Raw genomic sequence first — 23,859 nt, forward strand, 5'->3', positions numbered from 1 at the left:
TCGCAAGTGTTACAGGTTGCCGCGGGCTTCCTGCTCCCGCTCGATCGCCTGGAAGAGGGCTTTGAAGTTGCCCTTGCCGAAGCCCAGCGAGCCGTGCCGCTCGATCAGCTCGAAGAAGACGGTCGGGCGGTCCTGCACCGGCTTCGTGAAAATCTGGAGCAGGTAGCCGTCCTCGTCCCGGTCGACCAGGATCTTGCGGGCCTTGAGCTCCTCGATCGGCACCCGCACGCTGCCGATCCGGGCGCGCAGCTCCGGGTCCTCGTAGTACGAGTCCGGGGTGTCCAGGAACTCCACGCCGGCGGCGCGCATCGCGTCGACGCTGGCCACGATGTCGTTGGTGGCGACGGCGATGTGCTGGGCGCCGGGGCCCTGGTAGAACTCCAGGTACTCGTCGATCTGCGACTTCTTGCGGGCGATGGCCGGCTCGTTGAGCGGGAACTTCACCTTGCGGGTGCCGTTGGCCACGACCTTGCTCATCAGCGCCGAGTAGTCGGTGGCGATGTCGTCGCCGATGAACTCCGCCATGTTGGAGAAGCCCATCACCCGCTTGTAGAACTCGACCCACTCGTCCATCCGGCCCAGCTCCACGTTGCCGACCACGTGGTCGACGGCCTGGAAGAACCGCTTCGGCTGAATGCCGGCGTCGATCATCGGCTGCCGGTCGACGATCGGGCCGCGGGCCACGAAGCCGGGCAGGAACGGGCCGCGGTAGCGGGAGCGGTCGACCAGGGTGTGCCGGGTGTCGCCGTACGCGGCGATGGCGGCCATCCGGACGGTGCCGTTCTCGTCGCTCACCTCGTGGGGCTCGACGACGCCGGTGGCGCCCTGGGCGACGGCGTGCGCGTACGCGGCGTCGACGTCCGGCACCTCCAGCGCGATGTCGCTGATCCCGTCGCTGTGCTTCGCCACGTGCTCGGCGCCGTCGGCGTCCGGGCGGACCGCGCCGGTCAGCACGAATCGGGCCGAGCCGCTGGTCAGCACGTACTGGGCGTGGTCCCGGTAGCCCTGCTCCGGGCCGCGGTACGCCACGCAGGTCATGCCGAAGGCGGTGGAGTAGTAGTGCGCGGCCTGCTTGGCGTTGCCGACCAGGAAGTGCACGTGGTCGAGCCCACGGACGGGGAACGGGTCGTGGCTGATGTCGTGGTCGACAGCGCCGACGAGCCGGTCGACGTCGACGTCCTCGGTCGACTGGGGTCGGTCGATCGCCTGGGTCATGGTGGCCTCCCTCGCGTACCGGCCGGCCTCGTGGGCCGGTTCTTGACCGAAGGATCGCGGTGCGGGCATCGAGTGGGCAACTGTCGGTGTAAATGCTGGTCAGGTTGTGCATTCGGTATGGTCTGAACCCGTGAAGGGTGAACAAGCTGTGCAGCTCGACGTGCTCGACGTGCGGTTGGTCGAACTGCTCGCCGAGGAGCCGCGGATCGGGGTGCTGGAGTGTTCCCGGCGGCTCGGCGTGGCCCGGGGCACCGCGCAGGCCCGGCTGGACAAGCTGGTCGACCGGGGTGTCATCGGTGGCTTCGGCCCGGAGATCTCGCCGGCCGCGATCGGGTTCGGGGTGACCAGCTTCGTCACGCTGGAGATCAGTCAACGGCAGGGCCACGACCCGGTCACCGCTCACCTCGCGGCGATCCCCGAAGTGCTGGAGGCGCACACCATCACCGGCTCCAGCGACCTGCTCTGCCGGATCGTGGCCCGCTCCAACACCGACCTGCAACGGGTCATCGACCAGATCGTCTCGTCCGCCGGCATCACCCGCGCCTCGACGATCATCGCGCTGGCGGAGCAGATCCCCTACCGCACGCTGCCGTTGGTGCGCAGCGCGGTCCGGGCCGAAGGAAGGGCCCCTTCCTAACGCTTGCGGTAGAGGAAGGGCCCCCCGTTAACACCCCGGCCGTCAGAAAGCGCGGCGACACGGCGGCGCGGGGCGTACGGAAGATCCGTGATCGTGGCTACGGTGTGCGGGTGGCGAAGGGGAGCGTGCGCGGTGGGCTGCTGCTCGGCCTCGCCGTGGTCGTCGCCCTCGCCGCCACCGGCGTGTGGAACCCGTTCCCCGGCCTGTGGGAGTGGGTGGACCGCAGCGAACCCATCTCCGAGCCGGACGTGGTCTGGCAGCAGCGGGTCGGCGGCACCCCGCGCAGCGTGACCATCGCCGGCGACGCCGTCGTGGTCGAGCAGCGCACCCGGGTGGAGGCCCGCAGCCTGGCCACCGGCGCCCAACTCTGGGAACGCAAGGCGGACTGGTCGGCGGTCGCGGGCGGCGACCGCGACTCGGTCGTCGCCGTGGGCAAGCTCCTGGTCAAGGGGTACGAGCTGCTCGACCCGACCACCGGGGCGACCCGGCGACGCGACGACGACGCCGTGGCCGTGTGGACGTACCGCAACCTGCTGCTGGACGCCCGCTGCACGGATGCCACCGACTGCACCCTGAGCGCGTGGGACCCCCGGGGCGCCGCCCCACTCTGGACGGCCTTCCTGCCCGGCGTGCACAGCGGGCTGCTCGCCGACAACCCGGGCCTGCGCGGCACTCGCCGGCTCAGCGCCTCCCGCATCGACGACGGGGTGGCCGGGCCGGAGCCGGTGCCTCCGCTGCTCGGCTTCCCGGTCGACGGTCGGGTGCACGTCGTGGACACCGCCACCGGCCGGGTGCTGCAGAACGTCGAGCCGGGCCGGGACGAGCGGCTCTCCGTGGTGGGCGGCCGGATGCTGCGGATCGCCGCCCGCTCCCAGGACGGCACCTGCTACTTCACCATCTCGGCGCGGGACCCGGCGACGGGGCAGGAGGCGTGGCAGCGGGCCGGGGTCAACCTGCGTACCGCCGACACCGCCGGCTGCGTCCAGCGTGAGGACCCGCAGGGAGCGCGCAACGTGCTGATCGGCGTGGGTCCGGACGGCCGCGAGGCGGTCATCGACGGGTACGACGGGCGGCTGCTCTGGGTCGGTGAGGCGAGCACCAAGCTCGTGGCGGTCGACGACCGCTACGCGGTGTTCCGCTCTGCGGACAAGCGTTCGGTGGTGTCCCGTGACCTCGGCGCCGACCGGGTGCGATGGACCCGTCCGGCCAGTGCCAAGGCCGGCGCGGCGCTCACCCCGTACGCGGCGGTGCTCGCCGACGAGAAACCGTCGAGGTTGGTCGCCCTCGACCCGCGCAGCGGCCGGGAACTGGCCGTCCTGCGGACCTCCGCGAACGCCCTCGCCGTCGGGTCGCAGGGAATGATCATCGGTGAGGGGCGGGAGATCGGGTACGTCCGCTTCGGCGCCACCGGAGGCACCCCCGTCCCGCCTCCCGGCGACGGTGGCAACCCCGGCCCCGGCGGCACCGGCCCCGGACGGGGCAACGACGGCGACTGCGGGCCCAAGCGTGAACTGTGTCCCGATCCCGACGGCGGCAAGGACGGCTGAGCGGGCGGGACACCGGTGCGCGGAGCGCGGTGGAGCCCGGGGGATGAGAGCGGCGTCCCAGACCCAGCCCGGCGGGTGGGAATGATCGACCGGTCTGCCCTAGGCTTGCCGCTCATGAGCAGTGCCGCCGCATTCTCGTACGCCCCTCTGCTGCCGACCGGTCCCGACCAGACGGACTATCGCCTGGTCACCGACGAGGGCGTGGACGTCGTACACGGCCCGGGGGGCCGTCGTTTCCTCACCGTGGAGCCGGCCGCGCTCACCGCGCTGACCGCCGAGGCGATGCACGACATCGCGCACTTCCTGCGCCCGGCGCACCTGGCCCAGCTCCGGGCGATCATCGATGACCCGGCCGCTTCGCCGAACGACCGGTTCGTCGCGTTGGACCTGCTGCGCAACGCGAACATCGCCGCTGGCGGGGTGCTGCCGATGTGCCAGGACACCGGCACCGCGATCGTGATGGGCAAGCGTGGCCGGCACGTGCTGACCGACGGCACCGACGCCGAGGCGATCTCCCGGGGCGTCTACCAGGCGTACACGAGGCTCAACCTGCGCTACTCCCAGCTCGCCCCGCTGACCATGTGGGACGAGCGGAACACCGGCAGCAACCTGCCCGCCCAGGTGGAGTTGTACGCCGAGGACCCGGACGGGCACCCCGACGCGTACAAGTTCCTGTTCATGGCCAAGGGCGGCGGCTCGGCCAACAAGTCGTACCTGTATCAGGAGACCAAGGCGCTGCTCAATCCGACGCGGATGATGCAGTTCCTGGAGGAGAAGCTGCGGCTGATCGGCACGGCCGCCTGCCCGCCGTACCACCTGGCCATCGTCATCGGCGGCACCTCCGCCGAGTACGCCCTGAAGACCGCGAAGTACGCCTCCGCGAAGTACCTGGACGCCCTTCCGACGCAGGGCTCGATGAGCGCCCACGGCTTCCGGGATCTGGAGCTGGAGGCGCAGGTGCTGGAGCTGACCCGCAACTTCGGCATCGGCGCGCAGTTCGGCGGCCGGTACTTCTGCCACGACGTGCGGGTGGTCCGGCTGCCCCGGCACGGCGCCTCGTGCCCGGTGGCGATCGCCGTCTCCTGCTCGGCCGACCGGCAGGCCGTCGCCAAGATCACCCCGTCCGGCGTCTGGCTGGAGCGACTGGAGACCGACCCGGCGCGGTTCCTGCCCGACGTCACCGACGACTCGCTCGACGCCGAGATGGTCGTCCGCGTCGACCTGAACCGGCCGATGGACGAGATCCGCGCCGAGCTGTCCAAGTACCCGGTGAAGACCCGACTGTCGTTGTCCGGCCCGCTCGTGGTGGCACGGGACATCGCCCACGCCAAGATCGCCGAGCGGTTGGACGCCGGTGAGCCGATGCCGCAGTACCTGCGCGACCACGCGGTCTACTACGCCGGCCCGGCGAAGACCCCCGAGGGGTACGCGTCCGGCTCGTTCGGCCCGACAACGGCCGGGCGGATGGACGCGTACGTGGAGAAGTTCCAGGCCGCCGGCGGTTCGCAGGTGATGCTGGCCAAGGGCAACCGGTCCGGTCAGGTGACCCGCTCCTGCCAGCAGCACGGCGGCTTCTACCTCGGCTCGATCGGCGGGCCCGCGGCCCGCCTCGCCCAGGACTGCATCAAGCACGTCGAGGTGCTCGAATACCCGGAGCTGGGCATGGAGGCGGTCTGGAAGATCGAGGTGGAGGACTTCCCGGCCTTCATCGTGGTCGACGACAAGGGCAACGACTTCTTCGCCGAGGTCACCAAGCCGGTGCTCACCGTCGGCCGCCGCTGACCGACGCGTACGCGAAGGGGTGCCGGGCGAATTCGCCCGGCACCCCTTCTGTCGTCCGTGCTCTGCCGACATCGGTGCGCCCCGCCCCTGGGGTGGGAGGGGCGCACCGCCCCCGTCGGATGTCGTCACCGACAACCCGGATCGAGTCTGCGGCGCACCGCACTCGATCCGCTCTCAGATCGCTATCACCAGACTGAGGCGATCTGTGATCATCGGGCTACGCTGCTGGCAGTTGCGCCATCGACGCGGGGGAGCAGATGCGGTTCGGGATCCTGGGGCCTCTGCGCGTCGGCGGTGGCGAGTCCACCGTCACCGCTGGTCGGGACCGGGTCGTGCTCGCCATGCTGCTGCTCCGTGCCGGCCGGCTGGTGCCGATCGAGGAGCTGGTCGATGCGGTGTGGGAGGAGCGCCCACCGGCGACCGCCCGGGCCCAGTTGCAGACCTGCGTCTCCCGGTTGCGTCGCCGGTTCACCGAGCTGGGGCTCGCCCCGGAAACCATCATCACCGATCCGGTCGGGTACGGCGTCCGCACCGCCCCGAGCGATCTGGACGCCGAGGTCTTCGCCCGTGGCGTCGAGGAGGCCCGGGCCGCCTCCGCGGCCGGCCGGCTGGCCGACGCGGGTGAGCGGTACCGCTCGGCCCTGGCCCTCTGGCGCGGGCCGGCGCTCGGCGGTGTCCCCAGCCGCAGTGTCCGTCGCCGCGCGCAGGCGCTCGATGAGCAGCGCCTCACCGCCCTGGAGGAGTGCGTCGACGTCGAGCTGCGCCTCGGGCACGCCGCGGAGCTGATCGACGAGCTTGCCGAGAGCGTCGACCAGCACCCGCTGCGGGAGCGTCTGCGGGGCCAACTGATGGTGGCGCTGTCCTCGGGCGGCCGACAGGCGGACGCGCTCGCGGTCTACCGGGAGGGCCGGCGCTCATACGCCGAGGACCTCGGCATCGAGCCGGGCGCCGAGTTGCAGGCGCTGCACCAGCGCGTGCTCGCTGGCGACCTCGCGCTGGCCGGTCGGGAGATCCGACCGATCGCGCCGGTCCGCTCGCTGCCCCGGGCGATCGGTGACTTCACCGGCCGGCAGCAGACGCTGGCACGTCTGGCGAAGGATGTGGAGGCCGGCGCGCGAATCCAGCTCATCGACGGGATGGCCGGCAGCGGTAAGACCACGCTCGCGGTGCACCTCGCGACAGCCCTCGCGGACGACTACCCGGACGCCCAGCTCTACATCGACCTGCACGGGCACAGTGAGCGCACCCCATTGACACCGTCCGCGGCGGTGGCCACGCTGCTGCGGCAGCTCGGTGTGCCCGTCGAGCGGGTGCCGACCAACCAGGACGACAGGTTGGCGCTCTGGCGCACGGAGCTGGCTGGCCGACGAGCCCTGCTCGTGCTGGACAACGCGGCCACCGCCGACCAGGTGACTCCGCTGCTGCCCAACGGCTCGCACTGCCTGATCCTGATCACCAGCCGTCGCCGGCTGGTCGGTGTCGACGAGGGGCGACCGTCGTCGCTTCCCGTGCTCGACACCGACGAGGCCGTCGAGCTGCTGGGACACGTGGTCGGTGTCGACCGGGTGGCGGCCGAGCCGGGGGCGGCCACCGAGGTCGTCCGCCGCTGCGGGCACCTGCCACTCGCCATTCGGCTGGCCGGTGCCCGGCTGGCGCATCGGCCCCGCTGGCGCATCGCCGACCTGGCCGAGAGGCTGACGAGCCGCCCAGACCCGTTGGCCGAGTTCGAAGCGGGCGACCGGTCCGTCGGTCGGGCCTTCGCCCTGTCGTACGCCCAGGTGTCGCTTGCGGCGCAGCGCGCGTTCCGGCTGCTCGGCCTGCACCCGGGGGTACGGTTCGACGACTCGGTCGCTGCCGTCCTCGCCGAGCTGCCCCTGCCCGATGCCCAGCACCTCCTCGACGAGCTTGTCGACGCGCACCTGGTGGAGGAGGCGGAGCCGGGCCGGTACCGGCTGCACGACCTCGTCCGGGAGTACGCGCGGACCCTGGTGGCCGAGCCGGAGCGGGCGGTCGAGCGGCGGGACGGCATCGAGCGCCTGCTCGATCACCACCTGCACGTCGCCACGACGATCGCCCGCAAGAGAGAACTCTCCACGGCCCACTCGCTGATCGTGGTGGCGGAGCCGATCCGCGCCGACCTGGTCTCGATCGCCGCCGAGCAGGGCAGCGCCTGGCTCGACGAGAACCTGCCCCTGTGGACCGCCCTGGTCCGGTTGGCGGAGACGGAACGGTTCCTCCGGCACTGCTGGCAGCTGGCGAGGGCCTGCTGGCACGCCCAGTTCGAGGGCGGCCGCCTGGACGAGCTGATCGAGACGCACTCCGCCGGCCTGCGCGCCGCCGAGGAGTTGGGCGACGACAGGGCGGTGGCGACGATGCTCAACTATCTCGCCTCGGCCCACTACCGGCTGGGTGATTTTTCGGAGTCGACCCGGCTGATGGAGCGGTCGCTCGAAATCTTCCGCCAGCTCGGTCTGCGCCGCGAATACCGCAACACCCTCGGTAACCTGGGCACCTCGTACGCCGCGAACTTCGAGTTCCGCCGTGCCCGGGAGTGCTACGACGCCGCCCGGGCACTGGCGACGCGGATGGGCGACAAGGGGGCGCTGGCGAACGAACTCAACAACCTGTCGATGACCCTGCTGCTGTGGGGCCGCAACGACGAGGCGCTGCGCACCGCCCGACGGCACCTGGGGATCGCCCGCGAGGTCGGCGACCCGCGCCGGGTCGGCAACGCCCTCGGGCACCTCGGGATGCTCCGACATCGGATGGGTGACGTGGGACCGGCCGGCCGGTTGCTGCGGGCCGCGCTGCATATCAAGCGGCAGGTGGGCGCCCGGTTCGGTGAGGGTGAGGTGCTGAACGAGATCGGGATGATGGAGTGCGAGGCCGGCCGCCCGGAGCGGGCCGCCGACCTGCACCGCGCGGCGCTGGTCGCGATGACCGAGGCGGGGGACCGCATCGCCCAGTGTGGCTCGCGCAGCCTGCTGGCCCGGGCGATCCTGGAGCAGGGGGACGTGACCAGCGCGCTCGACCTGTACCGGCGGGTGCTCGCCGACGCGACCCAGATTGGTGCCCGATACGAGCAGGGCCGGGCGCTGGAGGGCATCGGCCGCTGCCTGCGTACGACCGACCCGTCGGCGGCACGCGCGCATCTGACCCGGGCGCTGTCCCTGTTCCGCCAGGTCGAGTCGCCGGACCGGCACGAGGTGGAACGGCTGCTCGCCGAGCTGGGCTGACGGATCATCTGCGGGTCGGCCACGGGCGCGGCAGGATGGTACGCGTGACGACTCCAGAGACGACCGGCTACCGGATCGAACGCGACTCGATGGGCGAGGTGGAGGTGCCCGCCGAGGCGCTGTGGCGGGCGCAGACCCAGCGCGCGGTGCAGAACTTCCCGATCTCCGGGCGGGGCATCGAACCGGCCCAGATCAAGGCCTTGGCCCAGATCAAGGGTGCCGCGGCTGAGGTCAACGGCGAGTTGGGCGTGATCGACGCCAACGTGGCCGCCGCGATCGCCGCCGCCGCCGCGCACGTCGCCGACGGCGGGTACGACGACCAGTTCCCTGTCGACGTGTTCCAGACCGGCTCCGGAACGTCGTCCAACATGAACGCCAACGAGGTGATCGCCACCCTGGCGAGCCGTGAACTGGGCTCGGCCGTGCACCCGAACGACCACGTCAACGCCTCCCAGTCCAGCAACGACGTGTTCCCGTCCTCGATCCACCTCGCGGCCACCCAGTTCATCGCGGAGGATCTGCTGCCGTCGCTGACCCACCTCGCCGAGGCGCTGGAGGGCAAGGCGTCCGAGTTCGAGACGGTGGTGAAGGCGGGGCGTACCCACCTGATGGACGCCACCCCGGTCACCCTCGGGCAGGAGTTCGGCGGGTACGCCGCCCAGGTCCGCTACGGCATCGAGCGGTTGGAGGGCTCGCTGCCCCGGCTGGCCGAGCTGCCGCTGGGCGGCACCGCCGTGGGCACCGGGATCAACACGCCGCTCGGCTTCGCCGCCGCCGTGATCGGCAAGCTGCGCGAGTCGACCGGGCTGCCGCTGTCCGAGGCGCGCAACCACTTCGAGGCTCAGGGCGCCCGCGACGCGCTGGTGGAGACCTCGGGGCAGTTGCGGACCATCGCGGTGGGTCTCTACAAGGTCGCGAACGATATTCGCTGGATGGGCTCCGGCCCCCGGGCCGGCCTGCGGGAGCTGCGCATCCCCGACCTCCAGCCCGGCTCGTCGATCATGCCGGGCAAGGTCAACCCGGTGGTGGCCGAGGCGATGCGGCAGGTCTGCGCCCAGGTGATCGGCAACGACGCGACTGTCGGGTTCGCCGGCTCGCAGGGCGACTTCGAGTTGAACGTGATGCTGCCGGTGATGGGCCGCAACCTGCTGGAGTCGATCCGGTTGCTGGCTGCGGCGAGTCGGCTGTTCGCCGACCGCCTGGTGGCCGGCCTGGTCGCGGACGCCGAGGTCTGCCTGGCGTACGCGGAGGGGTCGCCGTCGATCGTCACCCCGCTGAACCGCTACCTCGGGTACGACGAGGCCGCCTCGATCGCCAAGGAGGCGCTGGCCAAGCAGGCGTCCATCCGGGAGGTCGTGATCTCCCGAGGTCACGTCGACTCGGGCAAGCTCACCGAGACCCAGCTCGACGAGGTGCTCGACCTGCTCCGGATGACCCACCCCTGACCCGCGCCGCGCGCCGCTCACGCCTGGCGCAGTGCGGAGCGGCCCGCGAAGCGCGCCGAGTCGCCCAGCTCCTCCTCGATCCGGATCAGCTGGTTGTACTTCGCCGTCCGGTCGGAGCGGGAGAGCGAGCCGGTCTTGAGCTGACCGCAGCCGGTGGCCACGGCCAGATCCGCGATCGTGGTGTCCTCCGTCTCGCCGGAGCGGTGCGACATGACGACTGTCCAGCCCGCCCGCTGGGCCGTGGCCACCGTGGCCAGCGCCTCGGTCAGGGTGCCGATCTGATTGACCTTGACCAGGACCGAGTTTCCGACGCCGGTGCGGATGCCCTCGCGGAGCAGCGTCTCGTTGGTGCAGAACACGTCGTCACCGGTGAGCTGGCAGCGGTCACCGACACGGGCGGTCAGCTCGCGCCAGCCGTCCAGGTCGTTCTCCGCCATCGGGTCCTCGATGGAGACGACCGGGTAGGCGTCGATGAGCCTGGCGAGGTAGTCGGCGTGCTCGGCGGGGGTGCGGCGTACTCCCTCGCCCGTGTAGTCGTACACGCCGTCGCGGAAGAACTCGGATGACGCCGGGTCCATGACGAGGCCGATGTCCGTGCCGGGGCGGTAGCCGGCGCCCTCGACGGCGGTCAGCACGAAGTCGAGCGCCTCCTCGGCGGTACGCAGCTCGGGCGCGAAGCCACCCTCGTCGCCCACGCCCGTGGAGTGCCCGGCGGCCAGCAGATCGCGGCGCAGGGTGTGGAAGACCTCGCTGCCCATGCGGACGGCTTCGGCGAAGGTGTCCGCGCCCACGGGCACGATCATGAACTCCTGGAAATCGAGCGGGTTGTCGGCGTGGGCGCCGCCGTTGACGATGTTCATCATCGGCAGCGGCAGGAGGTGGGCGTCGGCGCCGCCCAGGTAGCGGTAGAGGGGCTGGCGGTGGGCCGCCGCGGCGGCCTTGGCGACGGCGAGGGAGACGCCGAGGATCGCGTTGGCGCCGAGCCGGGACTTCGTGGCGGTGCCGTCGAGGGCGATCAGTGCGGCGTCCAGACTCGCCTGGTCTGCCGCGTCCCTGCCGCGCACGGCCGCCGCGATCTCCCCGTTGACGTTGGCCACCGCGCGGTCGACGCCCTTGCCGTGCCAGCGCGTCGGGTCTCCGTCGCGCAGCTCCACGGCCTCCCGGGCCCCGGTGGAGGCGCCGGAGGGGACGGCGGCCCGGCCGAGGGACCCGTCCGCCACGGTGACGTCGACCTCGACTGTGGGGTTTCCCCGGCTGTCGATGATGCGGCGGGCGGTGACGGTCTCGATGGTGGTGGTGACGGTTCCGGCTGCCGGTGCGGACATGGGAGGTCCTTTTCGTTGTCGCCTGCCGTGACCCCAGCTGCGACAACGCTGGCGCTGGGCCCGACAACGACAAACCCTACAGCAATGCTGCTCAGTTATGCTGAACAGTCCCGCTGAACAGCATTGCTGCGCAGGTCAGCTGCCCAGGAGCGCTGACGAGCGGGGTAAAGTGCCCTGTGCCCACCTCGGAAGCCGCCGCCATCGCCGCCGAACTGCGCACCGCGATGGGCAAGCTCACCCGGCGCGTCAAGCACGAGGACCGCATTCCGCTGGGTCAGATCGCCGTGCTCGGCGCACTCGATCGCGATGGCGCCATGACCACCAGCGACCTCGCCGCCGACCAGCGCGTACGCCCCCAGTCGATGGCGCGGGCGGTGGGGCTGCTCATGGAGCAGAAGCTGATCACGCGGCGGGCGCACCCCACGGACGGCCGCAAGTCGCTTGTCGAGCTGTCGGACGCGGGCCGGGCCGCCCTGGAAGCGGAGCGCAGCCGCAGAGCCGGTTGGCTCGCCCAGGCCATCGAGGCCGAACTCACGGATGAGGAGCGGGCGTTGCTGGCGCGCAGCGCCGCCCTGCTGGAACGGCTCGCCATGCGCTAGACGCTCCCTTCGACGGCAGGGCCGCCGTCGACGAGCGTCAGGGTTCGGGCAGTGCCGCCCAGCCGAGGAAGCGGACGTAGAGCGCCGCTGGGTCCGGCCCGTCGTGCGGGTTGAGCCGGTACAGGTCGGCCGCCGCGTCGTGCAGGACTGTGCACAGGTAGATGCTCAACGCGATCCGGTCGTGGGCGTACTCGCGGCGGAGCCCGAGCCGGGCGACCGGGCACGGCCAGGGCCCGGCACACACCCGGCACAGCCACAGTGGACGCAGCGGCAGGTGCGGCCGTCGGGGCGTGGTCGCGCGGTCGTCCCGGGCGGTCCGGCACATGGTGTGGCAGTCCTTTCGAGCTGACTCGTTTGTGGCATCACCCCGCGCGCCCTGGTGGCGGCGCGGTCGGACGGCTCGCTCTGTGGGGTGGGACCGCCCGGCACGGGGGATCGGGCGGTCCCGTGCGGCGCCGCCGGGCCCGGGGGACGGGGAGCGGTGCCGCACTTCACAGTCTGGTGATCGGGCGACTACGGTCGGAAGGGTTTGGCCGGGTCGTCACAGCCGTCCTGTTTCCGGTGGTGACGCCGCTGGCGGCCGGCTGGAGTTGATCGTCGACGGGGTGGAGAGGCGGCAGGTCATGGCCGATGGGCAGATGACGGCGGCGGCGTTCCTGGTCACCGAGCTGCGCCGGGCGCGTGTTCGCCGGGGCTGGAGTCAGGACGAGTTGGCCAAGGCGGTCAACTACTCGCCGTCCATGGTCAGCGCCGTCGAGCTGGGTCAGCAGCCGCCCACCGCCAAGTACCTGGAACTCGTCGACCGTGCCCTGGACACCGGCGGCCTCTTCGGCCGCATGGCCTCCGAACTGGTCAGCCTGGACAAAGCGCAGGTCTGGCTGCGCGGTTGGCGTGCCATCCTCGCGGAGGCGCGGGCACTGCGATGGTTCGACCCGCTGCACGTCCCTGGCCTGCTGCAAACCGAAGGCTATGCCCGCGCTGTCTTCGAATCGGACAGACTGCTCGACACCGATGAGGTGGAGCGGCGACTGACGGATCGGATGGACAGTCAGCAGGTGCTCTACTCGGACCGACCGCCGCACGTCGTCGCTGTGCTCGACGAGTCCGTGCTTCGGCGACGCGTCGGCGGGCGGAAAGTGATGTGCGAGCAGGCTCTGCACCTGGCGCGGTTGGCAACCGAGCATCCGCGAGTCCAGCTACATGTGGTGCCTCGCTCGGCCGAGGAGTACCCAGGTCTGAACGGACCGTTCATCCTCGCCACCGTGGCCGACCACAGCGACCTTGCCTACCTCGGTGGCCAGATCGGCGGCCAGGAGCTGGACGGACCAGCGGATCTGCTGCGTCTACAGCGGACTTGGGAGGCTACTCTCGGGCAGGCGTTGCCACCGCAGGAGTCGGTCGAGGTGCTGAGGGAAGTGGCGGAGTCGTGGAGTTGACCCGAGCTGTGTGGCGCAAGAGCGTCCGGAGTGGTTCCAACGACCAGTGCGTCGAGGTGGCTACGAACCTTGGGGGCGTGGTCGGGGTGCGCGACAGCAAGGACCCGGGCGGGCCCGTGCTCGTGGTTGACGCGTACTCCTGGCGGCTCTTCGTGGTCGCGCCGCCGCGCTGACGCGACCGCCTGGCGCGCGACGGCGGTCGCGGGGCGGCCTGGGGTAAACGGGTCGACGGGGTCATCGGGCGGGCGCGATGATCCGGTCATGGATGGCGATGACCTGGTTCCTGCGGGGACCGAGCGGCTGTGGTTTCGGCGGTTGACCGTGGCCGATGTGGACGCGTTGGTCGAGTTGGACAGCGATCCCGAGGTGATGCGTTTTCTCACCGGCGGCGTCGCCACCCCGCGTGCCACCGTCCGGGACGAGCACCTGCCGAAGCTGCTCGCGCAGTACGACAGTCATCCCGGCCTCGGTCGGTGGGCGGCCCTCGATCGGGAGGCCGGTGACTTCCTGGGCTGGTTCGCGCTCGACCCGTCGGCGGACGGCGCGGAGGCCGAGCTGGGCTACCGGCTGCGTCGGGCGACGTGGGGGCGCGGCCTGGCCACCGAGGGGTCGCGGGCGCTGGTCCGGTACGCCCTCGACGTCGTCGGGGTGCGGCGGGTGTGGGCGCAGACGATGGCGGTCAACGAGCGGTCCCGGCGGGTGATGGTGAAGGCGGGGTTGCGCTACGTGCGCACCTTCCACCTCCAGTTCGACGACCCGATCCCGGGGACCGAGCACGGCGAGGTGGAGTACGAGCTGCGGGCCGACGTCGCTCAGGACCTGCCGGCGGCCCTGCGGGCCCGGTAGGCGGTCACCGCGGCCCGGTTGCCGCAGCCGGCCTCGCAGAACCGCCGCGATCGGTTGCGGGACAGGTCGACGACGACGTTGTCGCAGTCCGGGTACGCGCAGATCCGCAGCCGGCTCAGCTCGCCCATGCGGACCAGGTCGGCGATGGCCATCGCCGCCTCCACCGCCATCCGGGTGGCCAGCGGCGCGTCGCGGGGCACGGCATGCAGGTGGTACGGCTCGTCGTCGTGCTCGATGAGCTGCGGCAACGCCCGGTGTTCCAGCAGCAGGGCGTTGACCATGGCGACGACCTCGGGCGGCTCGGCGTGCCAGATCCGGCGCAGCCGGGGGCGCAACTGCCGCACGGCGCGCAGCTCGGCGTCGGTGTGCTCGTGCCGCCCGCTGTAGGCGTGCCGGGTGAAGAACGCGTCCAGCGCGGCGACGTCGGGCAGCAGCTCGCCGTCGCGGCCCGCGGTGTTGACCAACGCGGTGGCGGCGATCAACGAACATTCGGTGTCATGAGCGAATAGCAACTTGACTCCTGTCACGGTGGCCGCCTAGCGTCATGAGCACAAGGATAGTTTGCTCATGACACCGTGTCGTCCCCGAGGAGCGCGAGATGCAGTCACGACCCGCCGCCGGCGCCGCGCTGGCGCTGCTCTCCGCGGTCACGTTCGCCACCTCGGGCACCTTCGCGCGGTCGCTCATCGAAGCCGGCTGGTCGGCCGAGGCCGCCGTGATCGCCCGGGTCGGCGTGGCCGCCCTGGTGCTGGCGATCCCCGCCCTGCTGTCCCTGCGTGGCAGGTGGCACGTGCTGCGCAGCAACAGCGCGGCGATCGTGATGTTCGGGCTGCTCGGGGTGGCCCTGGCGCAGGTGTGCTTCTTCAACGCGGTGCGCTACCTGCCGGTCGGCATCGCGCTGCTGCTGGAGTACCTGGGCATCATTCTGGTCGTCGGCTGGATGTGGGTGCGGCACGGCCAGCGCCCGCGGCGGCTCACCGTGGCCGGTTCGGCCGCCGCCCTGTGCGGGCTGGCCTTCGTCCTGGACATCACCGGCACCGCCGGCTTCCACCCGATCGGCGTGCTGTGGGGGCTGGGTGCCGCGTTTGGCCTGGCCGGCTACTTCGTGCTCGCCGGCCGGGTCGACCCCCGACTGCCCTCGGTCGCCATGGCCAGCGGCGGGATGGCCGTCGGCGCGGCCGTGCTGCTCCTCGTCGGGCTGACCGGTCTGCTGCCGCTGCGCGCCACGTTCGGCGAGGTCACGTTCGCCGGGCACCGCACCACCTGGCTGCTGCCCATCGTCGGGCTCACCCTGGTCGCCGCCGTGATCGCGTACCTCGCCGGCATCGCCGGCACCCGGATCCTCGGCCCCCGGCTGTCGTCGTTCGTCGGGCTGACCGAGGTGCTGTTCGCGGTGCTGATCGCCTGGCTGTTCCTCGACGAACTGCCGACCGCCTGGCAGCTCTTCGGCGGCGCGCTGATCGTCGCCGGGGTCGCTCTGGTACGCCTGGACGAACTGCGCGGTACGCCCGCGCCCGCCCCCGGTGAGCCCGCGCTGGCGGCAACCACCCGGTGAGAGAGTGGTACCCGTGCTGACCGCAGTGGTGTTCGACGCCGACGAGACCCTGCTGGACCTGCGGCCGGCGGTGACCGCCGGGCTGGTGACCGTCCTCGACGAGATGCGCCGCCGTACGCCGGACGCCGCCGACGTGACGCTCGCCGAGCTGGAGTCCGACTGGGGCGCGGTCTTCGGCGAGCTGAGCGCCGCCCCGGTGCTGGAGATCCGCCGCGCCGCGCTGGCCCGGTCGCTGGCCCGCGCCGGGCTCGACGACCACCTCGACGAGATCGCCGCTCTCTTCTTCGCCCGCCGTTTCGCCCTCACCCGACCCTTCCCGGACGTCCCGCCGACCCTGGCCGCGCTGCGCACCCGGTACACGCTGGGCTTCGCCACCAACGGCAACAGCCGCGCCGAGCGCTGCGGGCTCGCCGGGGAGTTCGCCTTCGAGATGTACGCGCACGAGAACGGCCTGCCCAAGAAACCCGCCCCGGAGTTCTACGCGGCGGTGGTCGCGACCGCCGGGGTCCCCGCCGAGCAGATCGTGTACGTCGGTGACTCGTGGGAGCACGACGTGGTGGCACCCCGACGGGCCGGCCTGCGGTCGGTGTGGCTGAACCGGTACGGGCTGCCCCGCCCGGCCGGGCTCACCCCCGACGCGGAGGTGGCCACCCTGGCCGACCTGCCGATGGTCCTGTCGGAACTGGCGACGGGATCGGCCGACCGGGTGGACGTGGGTATCGAGCTGGGCGGATGAAGGACAGATTCACCGCCATAACGGACGTTCACCTGGCGTAAATCGGGCGGGTGTTGTGTGATGGCTGCCACGTCCCTCAACGAGAGGATCCGATGTGGTGAGCAAGCGCTTCACCGCCGGTGCCGTCGCGACCGCGGCGGTACTGGCACTTACGGCAGCGAGCCTGGGTGTACCGGCCAGCGCCGCGCCGAGCACGTCCCGCACCTTCACGGTCGTCGCCGAGGACGGGGTCGCCGCCGAGACGGCGGTCGCCGCCATCCGGGCCGCCGGTGGCACGGTGGTGTCCTCGTCCGACGAGGTCGGCATGTTCCAGGTCACCAGTGACCGGGCCGACTTCGCGGCCCGGGCGGCCGCCGCGCCGACCCTGGTCGGCGCCGCCGAGCAGAAGGCCATCGGCCGCAAGCCGAAGCTGGACCGGGTCGAGCAGGAGCACCTGATGGCCGCTACCAAGGCCGCCGCCGGCGCTGCCGCCCGGCGCGGGGCCAAGATGGACCCGCTCGACGACAAGCTCTGGGGTCTGGAGATGATCCGGGCCGACAAGGCCCGCAAGGTCGAGCCCGGTGACCGTCGGGTCACCGTCGGCGTGCTGGACACCGGCGTCGACGCCAGCAACCCGGACATCGCGCCCAACTTCAACTGGGCGCTGTCGCGCAACTTCGCACCCGACCTGACCGACGTGGACGGCCCCTGTGAGGTGCCGAGCTGCCTCGACCCGGTCGGCACCGACGACGGCGGGCACGGCACCCACGTGGCCGGCACCATCGGCGCCGCCGCCAACGGCTTCGGTCTCTCCGGGGTCGCCCCGAACGTGTCGCTGGTGGAGCTCAAGGGCGGCCAGGACTCCGGCTACTTCTTCCTCAACCCGGTCGTCAACGCCCTGGTCTACGCCGGTCGTAACGGGCTCGACGTGGTCAACATGTCGTTCTACGTCGACCCGTGGCTCTACAACTGCACCGCCAACCCGGCCGACTCGCCCGAGGCGCAGGCCGAGCAGCGGGCCATCATCAAGGCCATGAAGCGGGCGCTGGTCTTCGCCCACAACAAGGGCGTCACCCTGGTCGGCGCGCTCGGCAACAACCACGAGGACCTGGGCGCTCCGCGCACCGACACGTCCAGCCCGGACTACGGCGCCGACCCGTACCCGCGCCCGATCGACAACAACAGCTGCTGGGATCTGCCCACCGAGGGCCCGCACGTCATCGGTGTGTCGTCGGTCGGCCCGTCCGGCAAGAAGGCCGACTACTCCAACTACGGCACCGAGCAGATCTCGGTCGCCGCGCCGGGCGGCTGGTTCCGTGACGGCTTCGGCACGGACACCTTCCGCACCGACGCCAACATGATCCTGTCGTCCTACCCGAAGCACGTGCTCCAGGAGGAGGGCTCGGTCGACGCCGACGGCAACATCGTCGCCGGGTTCGAGGAGTCCGTCTTCAAGCAGTGCAAGCCCAACGGTGAGTGCGGCTACTACACCTACCTCCAGGGCACCTCGATGGCGTCCCCGCACGCCGCCGGTGTGGCCGCGCTGATCATCAGCCGGTACGGCAAGCCGCAGGGCCGGGGCGGCTTCGGCATGTCCCCGGACCAGGTCGAGCAGCACCTCTACCGCACGGCCGCCGAGCACGCCTGCCCGGAGCCGCGCCTGCAGCAGTACCGCAACGAGGGCCGTGACGAGAGCTTCGACGCGTACTGCGCCGGTGGGCGCAACTTCAACGGCTTCTACGGGTACGGGATCATCGACGCGTACGCGGCGGTGACGACCCCGCTCAAGCCGAACGCCCGCCCGTAAGACACCACCGTGAGGCCCGGTCGACGCTGGTCGACCGGGCCTCGCCGGCGTCCGGGCCTCCGCGTCGCCCTCCCCGCGCTTGATCCACTCGGGTTCCTGAATGTCGGGGTATCGCGGGCCCGGGGACAGCCCGACTTCCAGGAACCCGAGTGGATCACGTGAGCCCCGGGTGGTCACCGCCGCCAGCCGCGGGCATTCAACGCGGCGCGCACCTCGCGGAGCACCGCCGGGAACTCGGTATGCATTCGTCGACTGGTCACATGCAGCACCACCCAACCCGCGCCGACGAGCAGGTTGAGTCGTCGGCGATCGCGGTGCAGCTGATCGGCGTCGGCGTGCCACTGCCCGTCGTACTCGACCGCTACCCGGTACTCCGGCCACGCCAGGTCGGGATGAAGGACCACGCCGTTGGGCAGGCGTATCGGATGTTGAACAACGGGGCGTGGCAGCCCGCCCAGTGTCAACCGCACCCGCAGCTGCGATTCCGGCGGGGACTGGGCCCCGCCGTCAGCCAGGTCGAAGAGCCAGCTTGCCCGGCGACTCCCGGCCCGGTTCGCGTTACGAGCAGCCGCCTCGATCAGCGCGGCACGGTCGGTCAGCCCCTGCCCGAGCAACGCGTCGATGATGCTGACCGCACGGATCGGGTCGAGCCAGACTGCCGTTTCCCAGGCGGCCTGTCCGGGGTCGGAGCGGGGGATCGAGCCGCGCGGGAACCGGGAAGGCTCGGCGGCCGTCCGGTGGTCACCCCACCTGACCCCCACCGGGTTGCCTGGTCCTGCCACCACCGCGCGCCCCCGGGGCCGCCGTGCGTCCAAGGGGCGGGTCGCGCCTGTTCGTGGCGCGGGGCCTGGGCCGGGCGGGCGTTCTGGTCCGGGTGGGCGGGGCACGCCTGTTCGCGGCGCAGGGCCTGGGCCGGGCGGGCGTTCTGACCCGGGTGGGCGGGAAGCGCCGGTTGGGTGGGCTGTTCGTGGAGAGCCTGCGTCGGCCGGGTGCTCAGGTCCCGGTCGGTGATTCGTTCCGGTTGGGTGTCCCGCCTTCGGCGAACTGCTCGTGGCCGGGGAGGTCACCAGGCGATCGCGCGTCTCCGGGTCAAGGGGCGCGGGGTGGACGTGCACGCGGAGGCCGCGTTGCGCGCCGACCCGTAGCGATCGGGGCACGAGGACGTGCACGTCGTCGGTGAATGCGGCGGCGTGTTCGATGCCGTGCAGGAAGGCGGCCGACGGGCCACCGACGACCACCCCGGGCGGTAGCCGAAGGAGAGCGGCGCGACAGGCCAGGGCGTGGTCCCGGTCCAGTCGTGCGTCGGCGTAGATGTCATGGCGCAGTCGTACCCAGGCGGCGCTGCGCAACTGGTGCTCGCTGAGAAGGCCGGCCCGGACAGCGTCGGAGCCACGGAAGACCTGCCAGGTGAGGGCATCGGGTCGGTACGGACGAGGTGGCATGTCGTACAGCGTGCGGACCGCGAACCACCCGCCGAAACCCCTGTGGACAACCCACTCCGAGCCTCCGTCGGCCCCTGTGGACAACCGCGAGCCCACGCACCGATCGTGGTATGACACCCAGCGATGATCGACTCGCGTTCATGGAAATCGGGCTGTCGCTGGTGCTGGGATGCCGCGCTTTCCATGAATCCGAGTTGATCAAGCCCCAGGCGGCCCAGGTGGGCGACCGGCGGGGGTCAGCGGAGGGCGGCGGTGACGGCTGTGGCGGCGGCGAGCACCTGGGGGCCGACCAGGTCGACGTCCAGCGGGGCGAGCGCGACCACCCCGACGCTGGCCTCCAGACCCGGCACGCCGAGCACCGGCGCGGCCACCCCGTACGCCCCGGACTGCAGCTCTCCGCTGCTGCTCACCGGCTCGGCGGCGCCGCCCCGACCGGCCAGGATCGCCCGACCCGCGGCACCTCGGTCCAGGGGATGCCGCGCGCCGGTCCGGTACGCGACGTGGAACGACGTCCAGCTCGGCTCGACCACGGCCAGGGCGACGCCCTCGCCGCCCTCCACCACGGTCAGGTGTGCCGTGGCGCCGGCCTGCTCGGCGAGCCGGCGTAGCGCGGGCAGCGCCCCCTCGGCGAGCAGCGGCTGGGCGCGTCGGGCCAGGTGCAGCACCCCGGCGCCGAGGCGGAGCCGGCCGTCGCCGTCGCGGCGCAGCATGCCGTGCCCGGTCAGCGGGCCGACGAGCCGGTAGACGGCCGCCCGGCCGATGCCGAGTCGCGTCGCCACCTCGGTGACGGTCAACCCGGCCGGCGCGTCGGCGACCAGGTGCAGCAGTCGCAGACCCCGGTCGAGAGTCTGGGACGTCTCCCCGGCCCGACCGGACCCCGCCGTCTCATCCACAGCACGCAGCGTACGACCCGGCACCGGCGGGCCCGGACAGGTGCGGACGGCTACCCTTGTACGGTGACGCTACGCCTGTATGACACCGCCACCCGATCGGTGCGGGACTTCGTCCCGCGGGAAGCCGGCAAGGTGGGGGTCTACCTGTGTGGTCTCACCCTCCAGGCGCCGCCGCACATCGGCCATCTCCGCTCCGGCGTCAACTATGACGTGCTGCGCCGCTGGTTGCTGGCCGCCGGCTACGAGGTCACGTTCATCCGCAACCTGACCGACATCGACGACAAGATCCTCGTCAAGGCGGGGGAGCGGGGTCAGCCGTTCTGGTCGATCGCGTACGCCAACGAGTTGATCCTCGCCGAGTCGTACCGGGCGTTGAACGTGCTGGCGCCCACCTACGAGCCGCGCGCCACCGGGCACATCCCGGAGATGCACGAGCTGATCACGAAGTTGATCGCGGACGGGCACGCCTACCCGGCGACCGACGGCTCCGGCGACGTCTACTTCGACGTGGCGTCCTGGCCGGCGTACGGGTCGCTGTCGGGTCAGTCGCCGGACGCGATGCAGTCGGCGGGGGACGCCCCCGACCGGGGCAAGCGGGACCCGCGCGACTTCGCCCTCTGGAAGGGCGCCAAGCCGGACGAGCCGGCGGACGCGTACTGGCCGTCGCCGTGGGGGCTGGGCCGCCCGGGTTGGCACATCGAGTGCTCGGCGATGTGCTGGCGCTACCTCGGCCCGGAGTTCGACATCCACGGCGGCGGTCTGGACCTGACGTTCCCGCACCACGAGAACGAGATCGCCCAGTCCCAGGCGGCCGGTCTGCCGTTCGCCCGCTACTGGGTGCACCACGGGCTGCTCAGCATCGGCGGGGCCAAGATGGGCAAGTCCGCAGGCAACGCGCTCGACCTGACGTACGTGGCTTCGCTCGGCGTGCGGCCGGTGGAGCTGCGCTACTACTACGCCGCCGCCCACTACCGCTCGGTGATCGACTACTCGGAGGACTCGCTGCGCGACGCGGCCACCGCGTACCGGCGGATCGAGGGTTTCGTGCAGCGGGCCGCCGAGCGGGTGGGCACCGGGCAGCTCGGTGAGCTGCCGGCCGGCTTCGTCGCGGCGATGGACGACGACCTCAACACCTCCGCCGCGCTGGCCGTGCTGCAACAGCACCTGCGCGACGGCAACACCGCGCTGAGCACCGGCGACGATGTGACCGTCCGCACCACCCTGGCCGCGGTGCGGGCCATGCTGGATATCCTCGGCATCGACCCCTTCGACGAGGCCTGGACCGGTGGCGGCAGCTCGAACGATCTGCGCGCCGTGGTGGACTCCCTGATCGCGCTGGCCCTGGAGCAGCGCGCGCAGGCCCGGGGCCGCAAGGACTGGGCCGCCGCCGACGCCGTACGTGACCAGCTCAAGCTGGCCGGCGTGGTGGTCGAGGACACCCCCCAGGGCCCCCGTTGGACTATTGGAGAGCAGGACTGATGGCCGGCAACTCGCAGCGCCGTGGCCGGCGACTGACGCCGAAGGCGGGTGCCCCCAAGGGCTCCGGCGGCAAGAACAAGGACTCCCTCGCCGGACGCGGGCGCACCCTGCCCGCCGACGAGCGACCCTGGCACAAGGGTTACTCGGGCACCGAGAAGCTGCCGCAGCGCACCGCCTGGAAGCAGGACAAGGAGCGCCGGGCGGCGGCCGAGGAGGGGCGTGCCCCGAAGATCGGCCAGCCGGGCAGCAAGGACACCACCTGGGGCAAGGGCGGTGGCCGGGGCGTACCGACGAGTCGGGGTGGCGCCGCGGGTCGGGGTGGTCGGCCGACCGCCGGCCGGACCGGCCCCCGGGTCGCGCCGGGGCGCAAGTCCAACCCGTCCAAGGACACCCCGGAGCTGCTGGTCGGGCGCAACCCGGTGCTGGAGGCGCTGCGCGCCCAGGTGCCGGCGACGGCGCTCTACGTCGCCCAGGGCATCGACATGGACGACCGGATCAACGAGATCATCCGGACGGCCGCCGACCGGGGCATCGCCAACCTGGAGATCAGCCGCGCCGAGCTGGACCGGATGACCGGCGGCGTGCTGCACCAGGGCGTCGGGTTGCAGGTGCCGCCGTTCGCGTACCAACCCTTCGAGGACATGGTCGCCGCGGCCCTGGAGCAGCAGGCGCCGCTCCTGGTGGCGCTGGACGGGGTCACCGACCCGCGCAACCTGGGCGCGGTGATCCGTTCGGCCGCCGCGTTCGGCGCGCAGGGTGTCTTCGTACCCGAGCGGCGGGCTGCCGGGATCACCGCGACCGCCTGGCGGACCAGCGCCGGCGCCGCCGCGCGGGTGCCGGTGGCCCAGGTCACCAACCTGACCCGGTCGCTGAAGGCGTGCCGGGACGCCGGCTTCATGGTGGTCGGCCTGGACGCCGACGGCGACACCGACCTGTACGACCTGGAGGCCGCTGTCGGGCCGCTGGTGGTGGTGGTCGGCTCCGAGGGGCGCGGGTTGTCGCGGCTGGTCGGCGAGACCTGCGACCTGACCGTGAGCATCCCGATGATCTCCGAGGTGGAGTCGCTCAACGCCAGTGTGGCCGCCGCGGTCACCCTCGCCGAGGTCGCCCGCCGCCGCTCGGTCGAGTTGTAACGACTGTCGACGAGGCCCCTTCCCGCAGGTGTGCGGGAGGGGGCCTCGTCGTCAGATCTGGTGGGTCCAGGCGACGAAGAGCAGCGCCCCGGCCACCGCGATCAGCAGCGTGACCGGAATCAGCCACGCCGGGGCGCGCTCCCCGTCGAGACGTCGGGTCAGCCGCTGGTGCACGGCGGCGATGCCGATCAACGCGACCAGGGCGGCGGCGGCCATCGGCAGGCCGACGAGGAAGTGCGCCAGCCACGCGCCGGCCCGGGTCGGGCCACCCCAGGAGTGGTCGTACGGACCGCGGTCGACGATTCCGTACAGCACGCCGCGCAGCACCATCAGCAGCTCGACGCCGAGCGGCACGAGGGCCACGACGCCGAGCAGCAGACTGAGCAGCCCGTGGCCGAGCACCGCGAACGGGCCGGGCCGTCGGCCGGTTGCGGGCGTCGGTGGCGCTCCGAGCAGCCCGGTACGCAGGTTCCGCCACCGCGCGGCGGCGGCGACCCCACCCAGCGGGGCGGTCACCAGCGCGAGCAGGGCGACCGGCACCAGCGTCGCGCAGTAGGCGAGGCTGCGGCCGGCCAGGCGGGCGGTCCGGTACGGCCGGGAGCGGATGGTCGGGTGCACTGTGGCGGTGGCGGACACGGCGTCTCCTCGGGATCGGTGTGCCGCGACGCTACGGGCGCGGCCCGCCCTGCCGAGTCGCCCCGCGGAGCCACATTGGTGCTGGCACCTGGGGGTGAGAAACCCTCCCCGGGTACGACGAAAGGGGCGGC

The 23,859-nt window shown here is 72.0% G+C and carries 21 protein-coding genes; 14 read left to right on the forward strand and 7 right to left on the reverse strand.

Annotated elements, in window-relative coordinates; genetic code table 11:
- Positions 1-9: 9 nt before the first annotated feature.
- Positions 10-1,215 (reverse strand): 4-hydroxyphenylpyruvate dioxygenase, encoded by a 1,206-nt coding sequence (gene hppD / locus OG505_RS29010; protein WP_405429209.1) that lies wholly within the window; start codon positions 1,213-1,215, stop codon positions 10-12.
- A 130-nt stretch (positions 1,216-1,345) separates the two neighbouring features.
- Between hppD and OG505_RS29015 the strand changes: the two genes are divergently transcribed.
- The 5 genes from OG505_RS29015 to OG505_RS29035 all read left to right on the forward strand — a co-directional run bounded on the left by OG505_RS29015 (position 1,346) and on the right by OG505_RS29035 (position 9,862).
- Positions 1,346-1,852, forward strand: coding sequence for an Lrp/AsnC family transcriptional regulator (locus OG505_RS29015; RefSeq protein WP_405429210.1), 507 nt, complete (start codon positions 1,346-1,348; stop codon positions 1,850-1,852).
- Positions 1,853-1,989: 137 nt separating this feature from the next.
- Entirely contained in the window at positions 1,990-3,399 is a 1,410-nt protein-coding gene (locus tag OG505_RS29020; RefSeq protein WP_405434781.1) for a PQQ-binding-like beta-propeller repeat protein, read from the forward strand.
- 114 nt (positions 3,400-3,513) lie between these two features.
- On the forward strand, positions 3,514-5,181 hold the full coding sequence (locus tag OG505_RS29025) for a fumarate hydratase (protein WP_405429211.1): 1,668 nt from the start codon (positions 3,514-3,516) through the stop codon (positions 5,179-5,181).
- 257 nt (positions 5,182-5,438) lie between these two features.
- A complete protein-coding gene (locus OG505_RS29030; protein ID WP_405429212.1) occupies positions 5,439-8,417 on the forward strand; it encodes a BTAD domain-containing putative transcriptional regulator in 2,979 nt (992 codons plus the stop codon).
- Between the two features lie 35 nt (positions 8,418-8,452).
- On the forward strand, positions 8,453-9,862 hold the full coding sequence (locus OG505_RS29035; RefSeq protein WP_405429213.1) for a class II fumarate hydratase: 1,410 nt from the start codon (positions 8,453-8,455) through the stop codon (positions 9,860-9,862).
- A 17-nt stretch (positions 9,863-9,879) separates the two neighbouring features.
- On the opposite strand, the gene eno is transcribed toward OG505_RS29035, so the two are convergent.
- Positions 9,880-11,187, reverse strand: coding sequence for a phosphopyruvate hydratase (gene eno / locus OG505_RS29040; protein ID WP_405429214.1), 1,308 nt, complete (start codon positions 11,185-11,187; stop codon positions 9,880-9,882).
- 176 nt (positions 11,188-11,363) lie between these two features.
- On the opposite strand from eno, the gene OG505_RS29045 reads away from it, so the two are divergent.
- Complete coding sequence (locus OG505_RS29045; protein WP_234583379.1) at positions 11,364-11,786, forward strand: MarR family winged helix-turn-helix transcriptional regulator; 423 nt, start codon at positions 11,364-11,366, stop codon at positions 11,784-11,786.
- Between the two features lie 37 nt (positions 11,787-11,823).
- On the opposite strand, the gene OG505_RS29050 is transcribed toward OG505_RS29045, so the two are convergent.
- The gene (locus OG505_RS29050; protein WP_405429215.1) at positions 11,824-12,111 is read right to left on the reverse strand and encodes a hypothetical protein; all 288 of its coding nucleotides are present in this window, start codon (positions 12,109-12,111) and stop codon (positions 11,824-11,826) included.
- A 298-nt stretch (positions 12,112-12,409) separates the two neighbouring features.
- Between OG505_RS29050 and OG505_RS29055 the strand changes: the two genes are divergently transcribed.
- From OG505_RS29055 to OG505_RS29065, 3 genes are all read left to right on the forward strand, one after another.
- Positions 12,410-13,222 (forward strand): Scr1 family TA system antitoxin-like transcriptional regulator, encoded by an 813-nt coding sequence (locus OG505_RS29055; RefSeq protein WP_405434783.1) that lies wholly within the window; start codon positions 12,410-12,412, stop codon positions 13,220-13,222.
- Positions 13,213-13,395, forward strand: a complete 183-nt coding sequence (locus OG505_RS29060; protein WP_405429216.1) for a DUF397 domain-containing protein — start codon at positions 13,213-13,215, stop codon at positions 13,393-13,395. The genes OG505_RS29055 and OG505_RS29060 overlap by 10 nt, the downstream gene beginning before the upstream one ends.
- A gap of 88 nt (positions 13,396-13,483) precedes the next feature.
- Positions 13,484-14,068, forward strand: coding sequence for a GNAT family N-acetyltransferase (locus OG505_RS29065; protein ID WP_405429217.1), 585 nt, complete (start codon positions 13,484-13,486; stop codon positions 14,066-14,068).
- On the opposite strand, the gene OG505_RS29070 is transcribed toward OG505_RS29065, so the two are convergent.
- The gene (locus OG505_RS29070) at positions 14,035-14,580 is read right to left on the reverse strand and encodes a CGNR zinc finger domain-containing protein (RefSeq protein ID WP_405434785.1); all 546 of its coding nucleotides are present in this window, start codon (positions 14,578-14,580) and stop codon (positions 14,035-14,037) included. The genes OG505_RS29065 and OG505_RS29070 overlap by 34 nt on opposite strands.
- A gap of 86 nt (positions 14,581-14,666) precedes the next feature.
- Here OG505_RS29070 and OG505_RS29075 point away from each other — a divergent pair, with 86 nt between their 5' ends.
- The 3 genes from OG505_RS29075 (at position 14,667) to OG505_RS29085 (ending at position 18,145) form a co-directional block, all read left to right on the forward strand.
- Positions 14,667-15,623, forward strand: coding sequence for an EamA family transporter (locus OG505_RS29075; protein ID WP_405429218.1), 957 nt, complete (start codon positions 14,667-14,669; stop codon positions 15,621-15,623).
- 13 nt (positions 15,624-15,636) lie between these two features.
- Complete coding sequence (locus tag OG505_RS29080; RefSeq protein WP_405429219.1) at positions 15,637-16,359, forward strand: HAD family hydrolase; 723 nt, start codon at positions 15,637-15,639, stop codon at positions 16,357-16,359.
- A 97-nt stretch (positions 16,360-16,456) separates the two neighbouring features.
- A complete protein-coding gene (locus tag OG505_RS29085; RefSeq protein ID WP_405429220.1) occupies positions 16,457-18,145 on the forward strand; it encodes a S8 family serine peptidase in 1,689 nt (562 codons plus the stop codon).
- A gap of 173 nt (positions 18,146-18,318) precedes the next feature.
- Here OG505_RS29085 and OG505_RS29090 read toward each other — a convergent pair whose 3' ends face one another.
- Both OG505_RS29090 and OG505_RS29095 read right to left on the reverse strand, forming a co-directional pair.
- The gene (locus tag OG505_RS29090; protein ID WP_405429221.1) at positions 18,319-18,930 is read right to left on the reverse strand and encodes an endonuclease domain-containing protein; all 612 of its coding nucleotides are present in this window, start codon (positions 18,928-18,930) and stop codon (positions 18,319-18,321) included.
- Positions 18,931-19,823: 893 nt separating this feature from the next.
- Complete coding sequence (locus OG505_RS29095; protein ID WP_405434787.1) at positions 19,824-20,489, reverse strand: IclR family transcriptional regulator; 666 nt, start codon at positions 20,487-20,489, stop codon at positions 19,824-19,826.
- 54 nt (positions 20,490-20,543) lie between these two features.
- On the opposite strand from OG505_RS29095, the gene cysS reads away from it, so the two are divergent.
- Positions 20,544-21,959, forward strand: a complete 1,416-nt coding sequence (gene cysS, locus OG505_RS29100; RefSeq protein WP_405429222.1) for a cysteine--tRNA ligase — start codon at positions 20,544-20,546, stop codon at positions 21,957-21,959.
- Positions 21,959-23,092, forward strand: coding sequence for a 23S rRNA (guanosine(2251)-2'-O)-methyltransferase RlmB (gene rlmB, locus OG505_RS29105; protein WP_405429223.1), 1,134 nt, complete (start codon positions 21,959-21,961; stop codon positions 23,090-23,092). The genes cysS and rlmB overlap by 1 nt, the downstream gene beginning before the upstream one ends.
- Before the next feature lie 51 nt (positions 23,093-23,143).
- Here rlmB and OG505_RS29110 read toward each other — a convergent pair whose 3' ends face one another.
- Positions 23,144-23,728, reverse strand: coding sequence for a hypothetical protein (locus OG505_RS29110; protein WP_405429224.1), 585 nt, complete (start codon positions 23,726-23,728; stop codon positions 23,144-23,146).
- Positions 23,729-23,859 lie beyond the last annotated feature (131 nt).

It is taken from the genome of Micromonospora sp. NBC_00617, from assembly GCF_045161355.1.
Taxonomy (GTDB): Bacteria; Actinomycetota; Actinomycetes; order Mycobacteriales; family Micromonosporaceae; genus Micromonospora.

What these genes read in the sequence shown, in the direction of transcription:
- OG505_RS29050 (WP_405429215.1), bottom strand. Translation starts at nt 12,111, where the DNA reads ATGTGCCGGACCGCCCGGGACGACCGCGCGACCACGCCCCGACGGCCG.
- OG505_RS29075 (WP_405429218.1), top strand. Translation starts at nt 14,667, where the DNA reads ATGCAGTCACGACCCGCCGCCGGCGCCGCGCTGGCGCTGCTCTCCGCG.
- rlmB (WP_405429223.1), top strand. Translation starts at nt 21,959, where the DNA reads ATGGCCGGCAACTCGCAGCGCCGTGGCCGGCGACTGACGCCGAAGGCG.
- OG505_RS29055 (WP_405434783.1), top strand. Translation starts at nt 12,410, where the DNA reads ATGGCCGATGGGCAGATGACGGCGGCGGCGTTCCTGGTCACCGAGCTG.
- hppD (WP_405429209.1), bottom strand. Translation starts at nt 1,215, where the DNA reads ATGACCCAGGCGATCGACCGACCCCAGTCGACCGAGGACGTCGACGTC.
- eno (WP_405429214.1), bottom strand. Translation starts at nt 11,187, where the DNA reads ATGTCCGCACCGGCAGCCGGAACCGTCACCACCACCATCGAGACCGTC.
- OG505_RS29030 (WP_405429212.1), top strand. Translation starts at nt 5,439, where the DNA reads ATGCGGTTCGGGATCCTGGGGCCTCTGCGCGTCGGCGGTGGCGAGTCC.
- OG505_RS29025 (WP_405429211.1), top strand. Translation starts at nt 3,514, where the DNA reads ATGAGCAGTGCCGCCGCATTCTCGTACGCCCCTCTGCTGCCGACCGGT.
- OG505_RS29035 (WP_405429213.1), top strand. Translation starts at nt 8,453, where the DNA reads ATGGTACGCGTGACGACTCCAGAGACGACCGGCTACCGGATCGAACGC.
- OG505_RS29065 (WP_405429217.1), top strand. Translation starts at nt 13,484, where the DNA reads ATGGATGGCGATGACCTGGTTCCTGCGGGGACCGAGCGGCTGTGGTTT.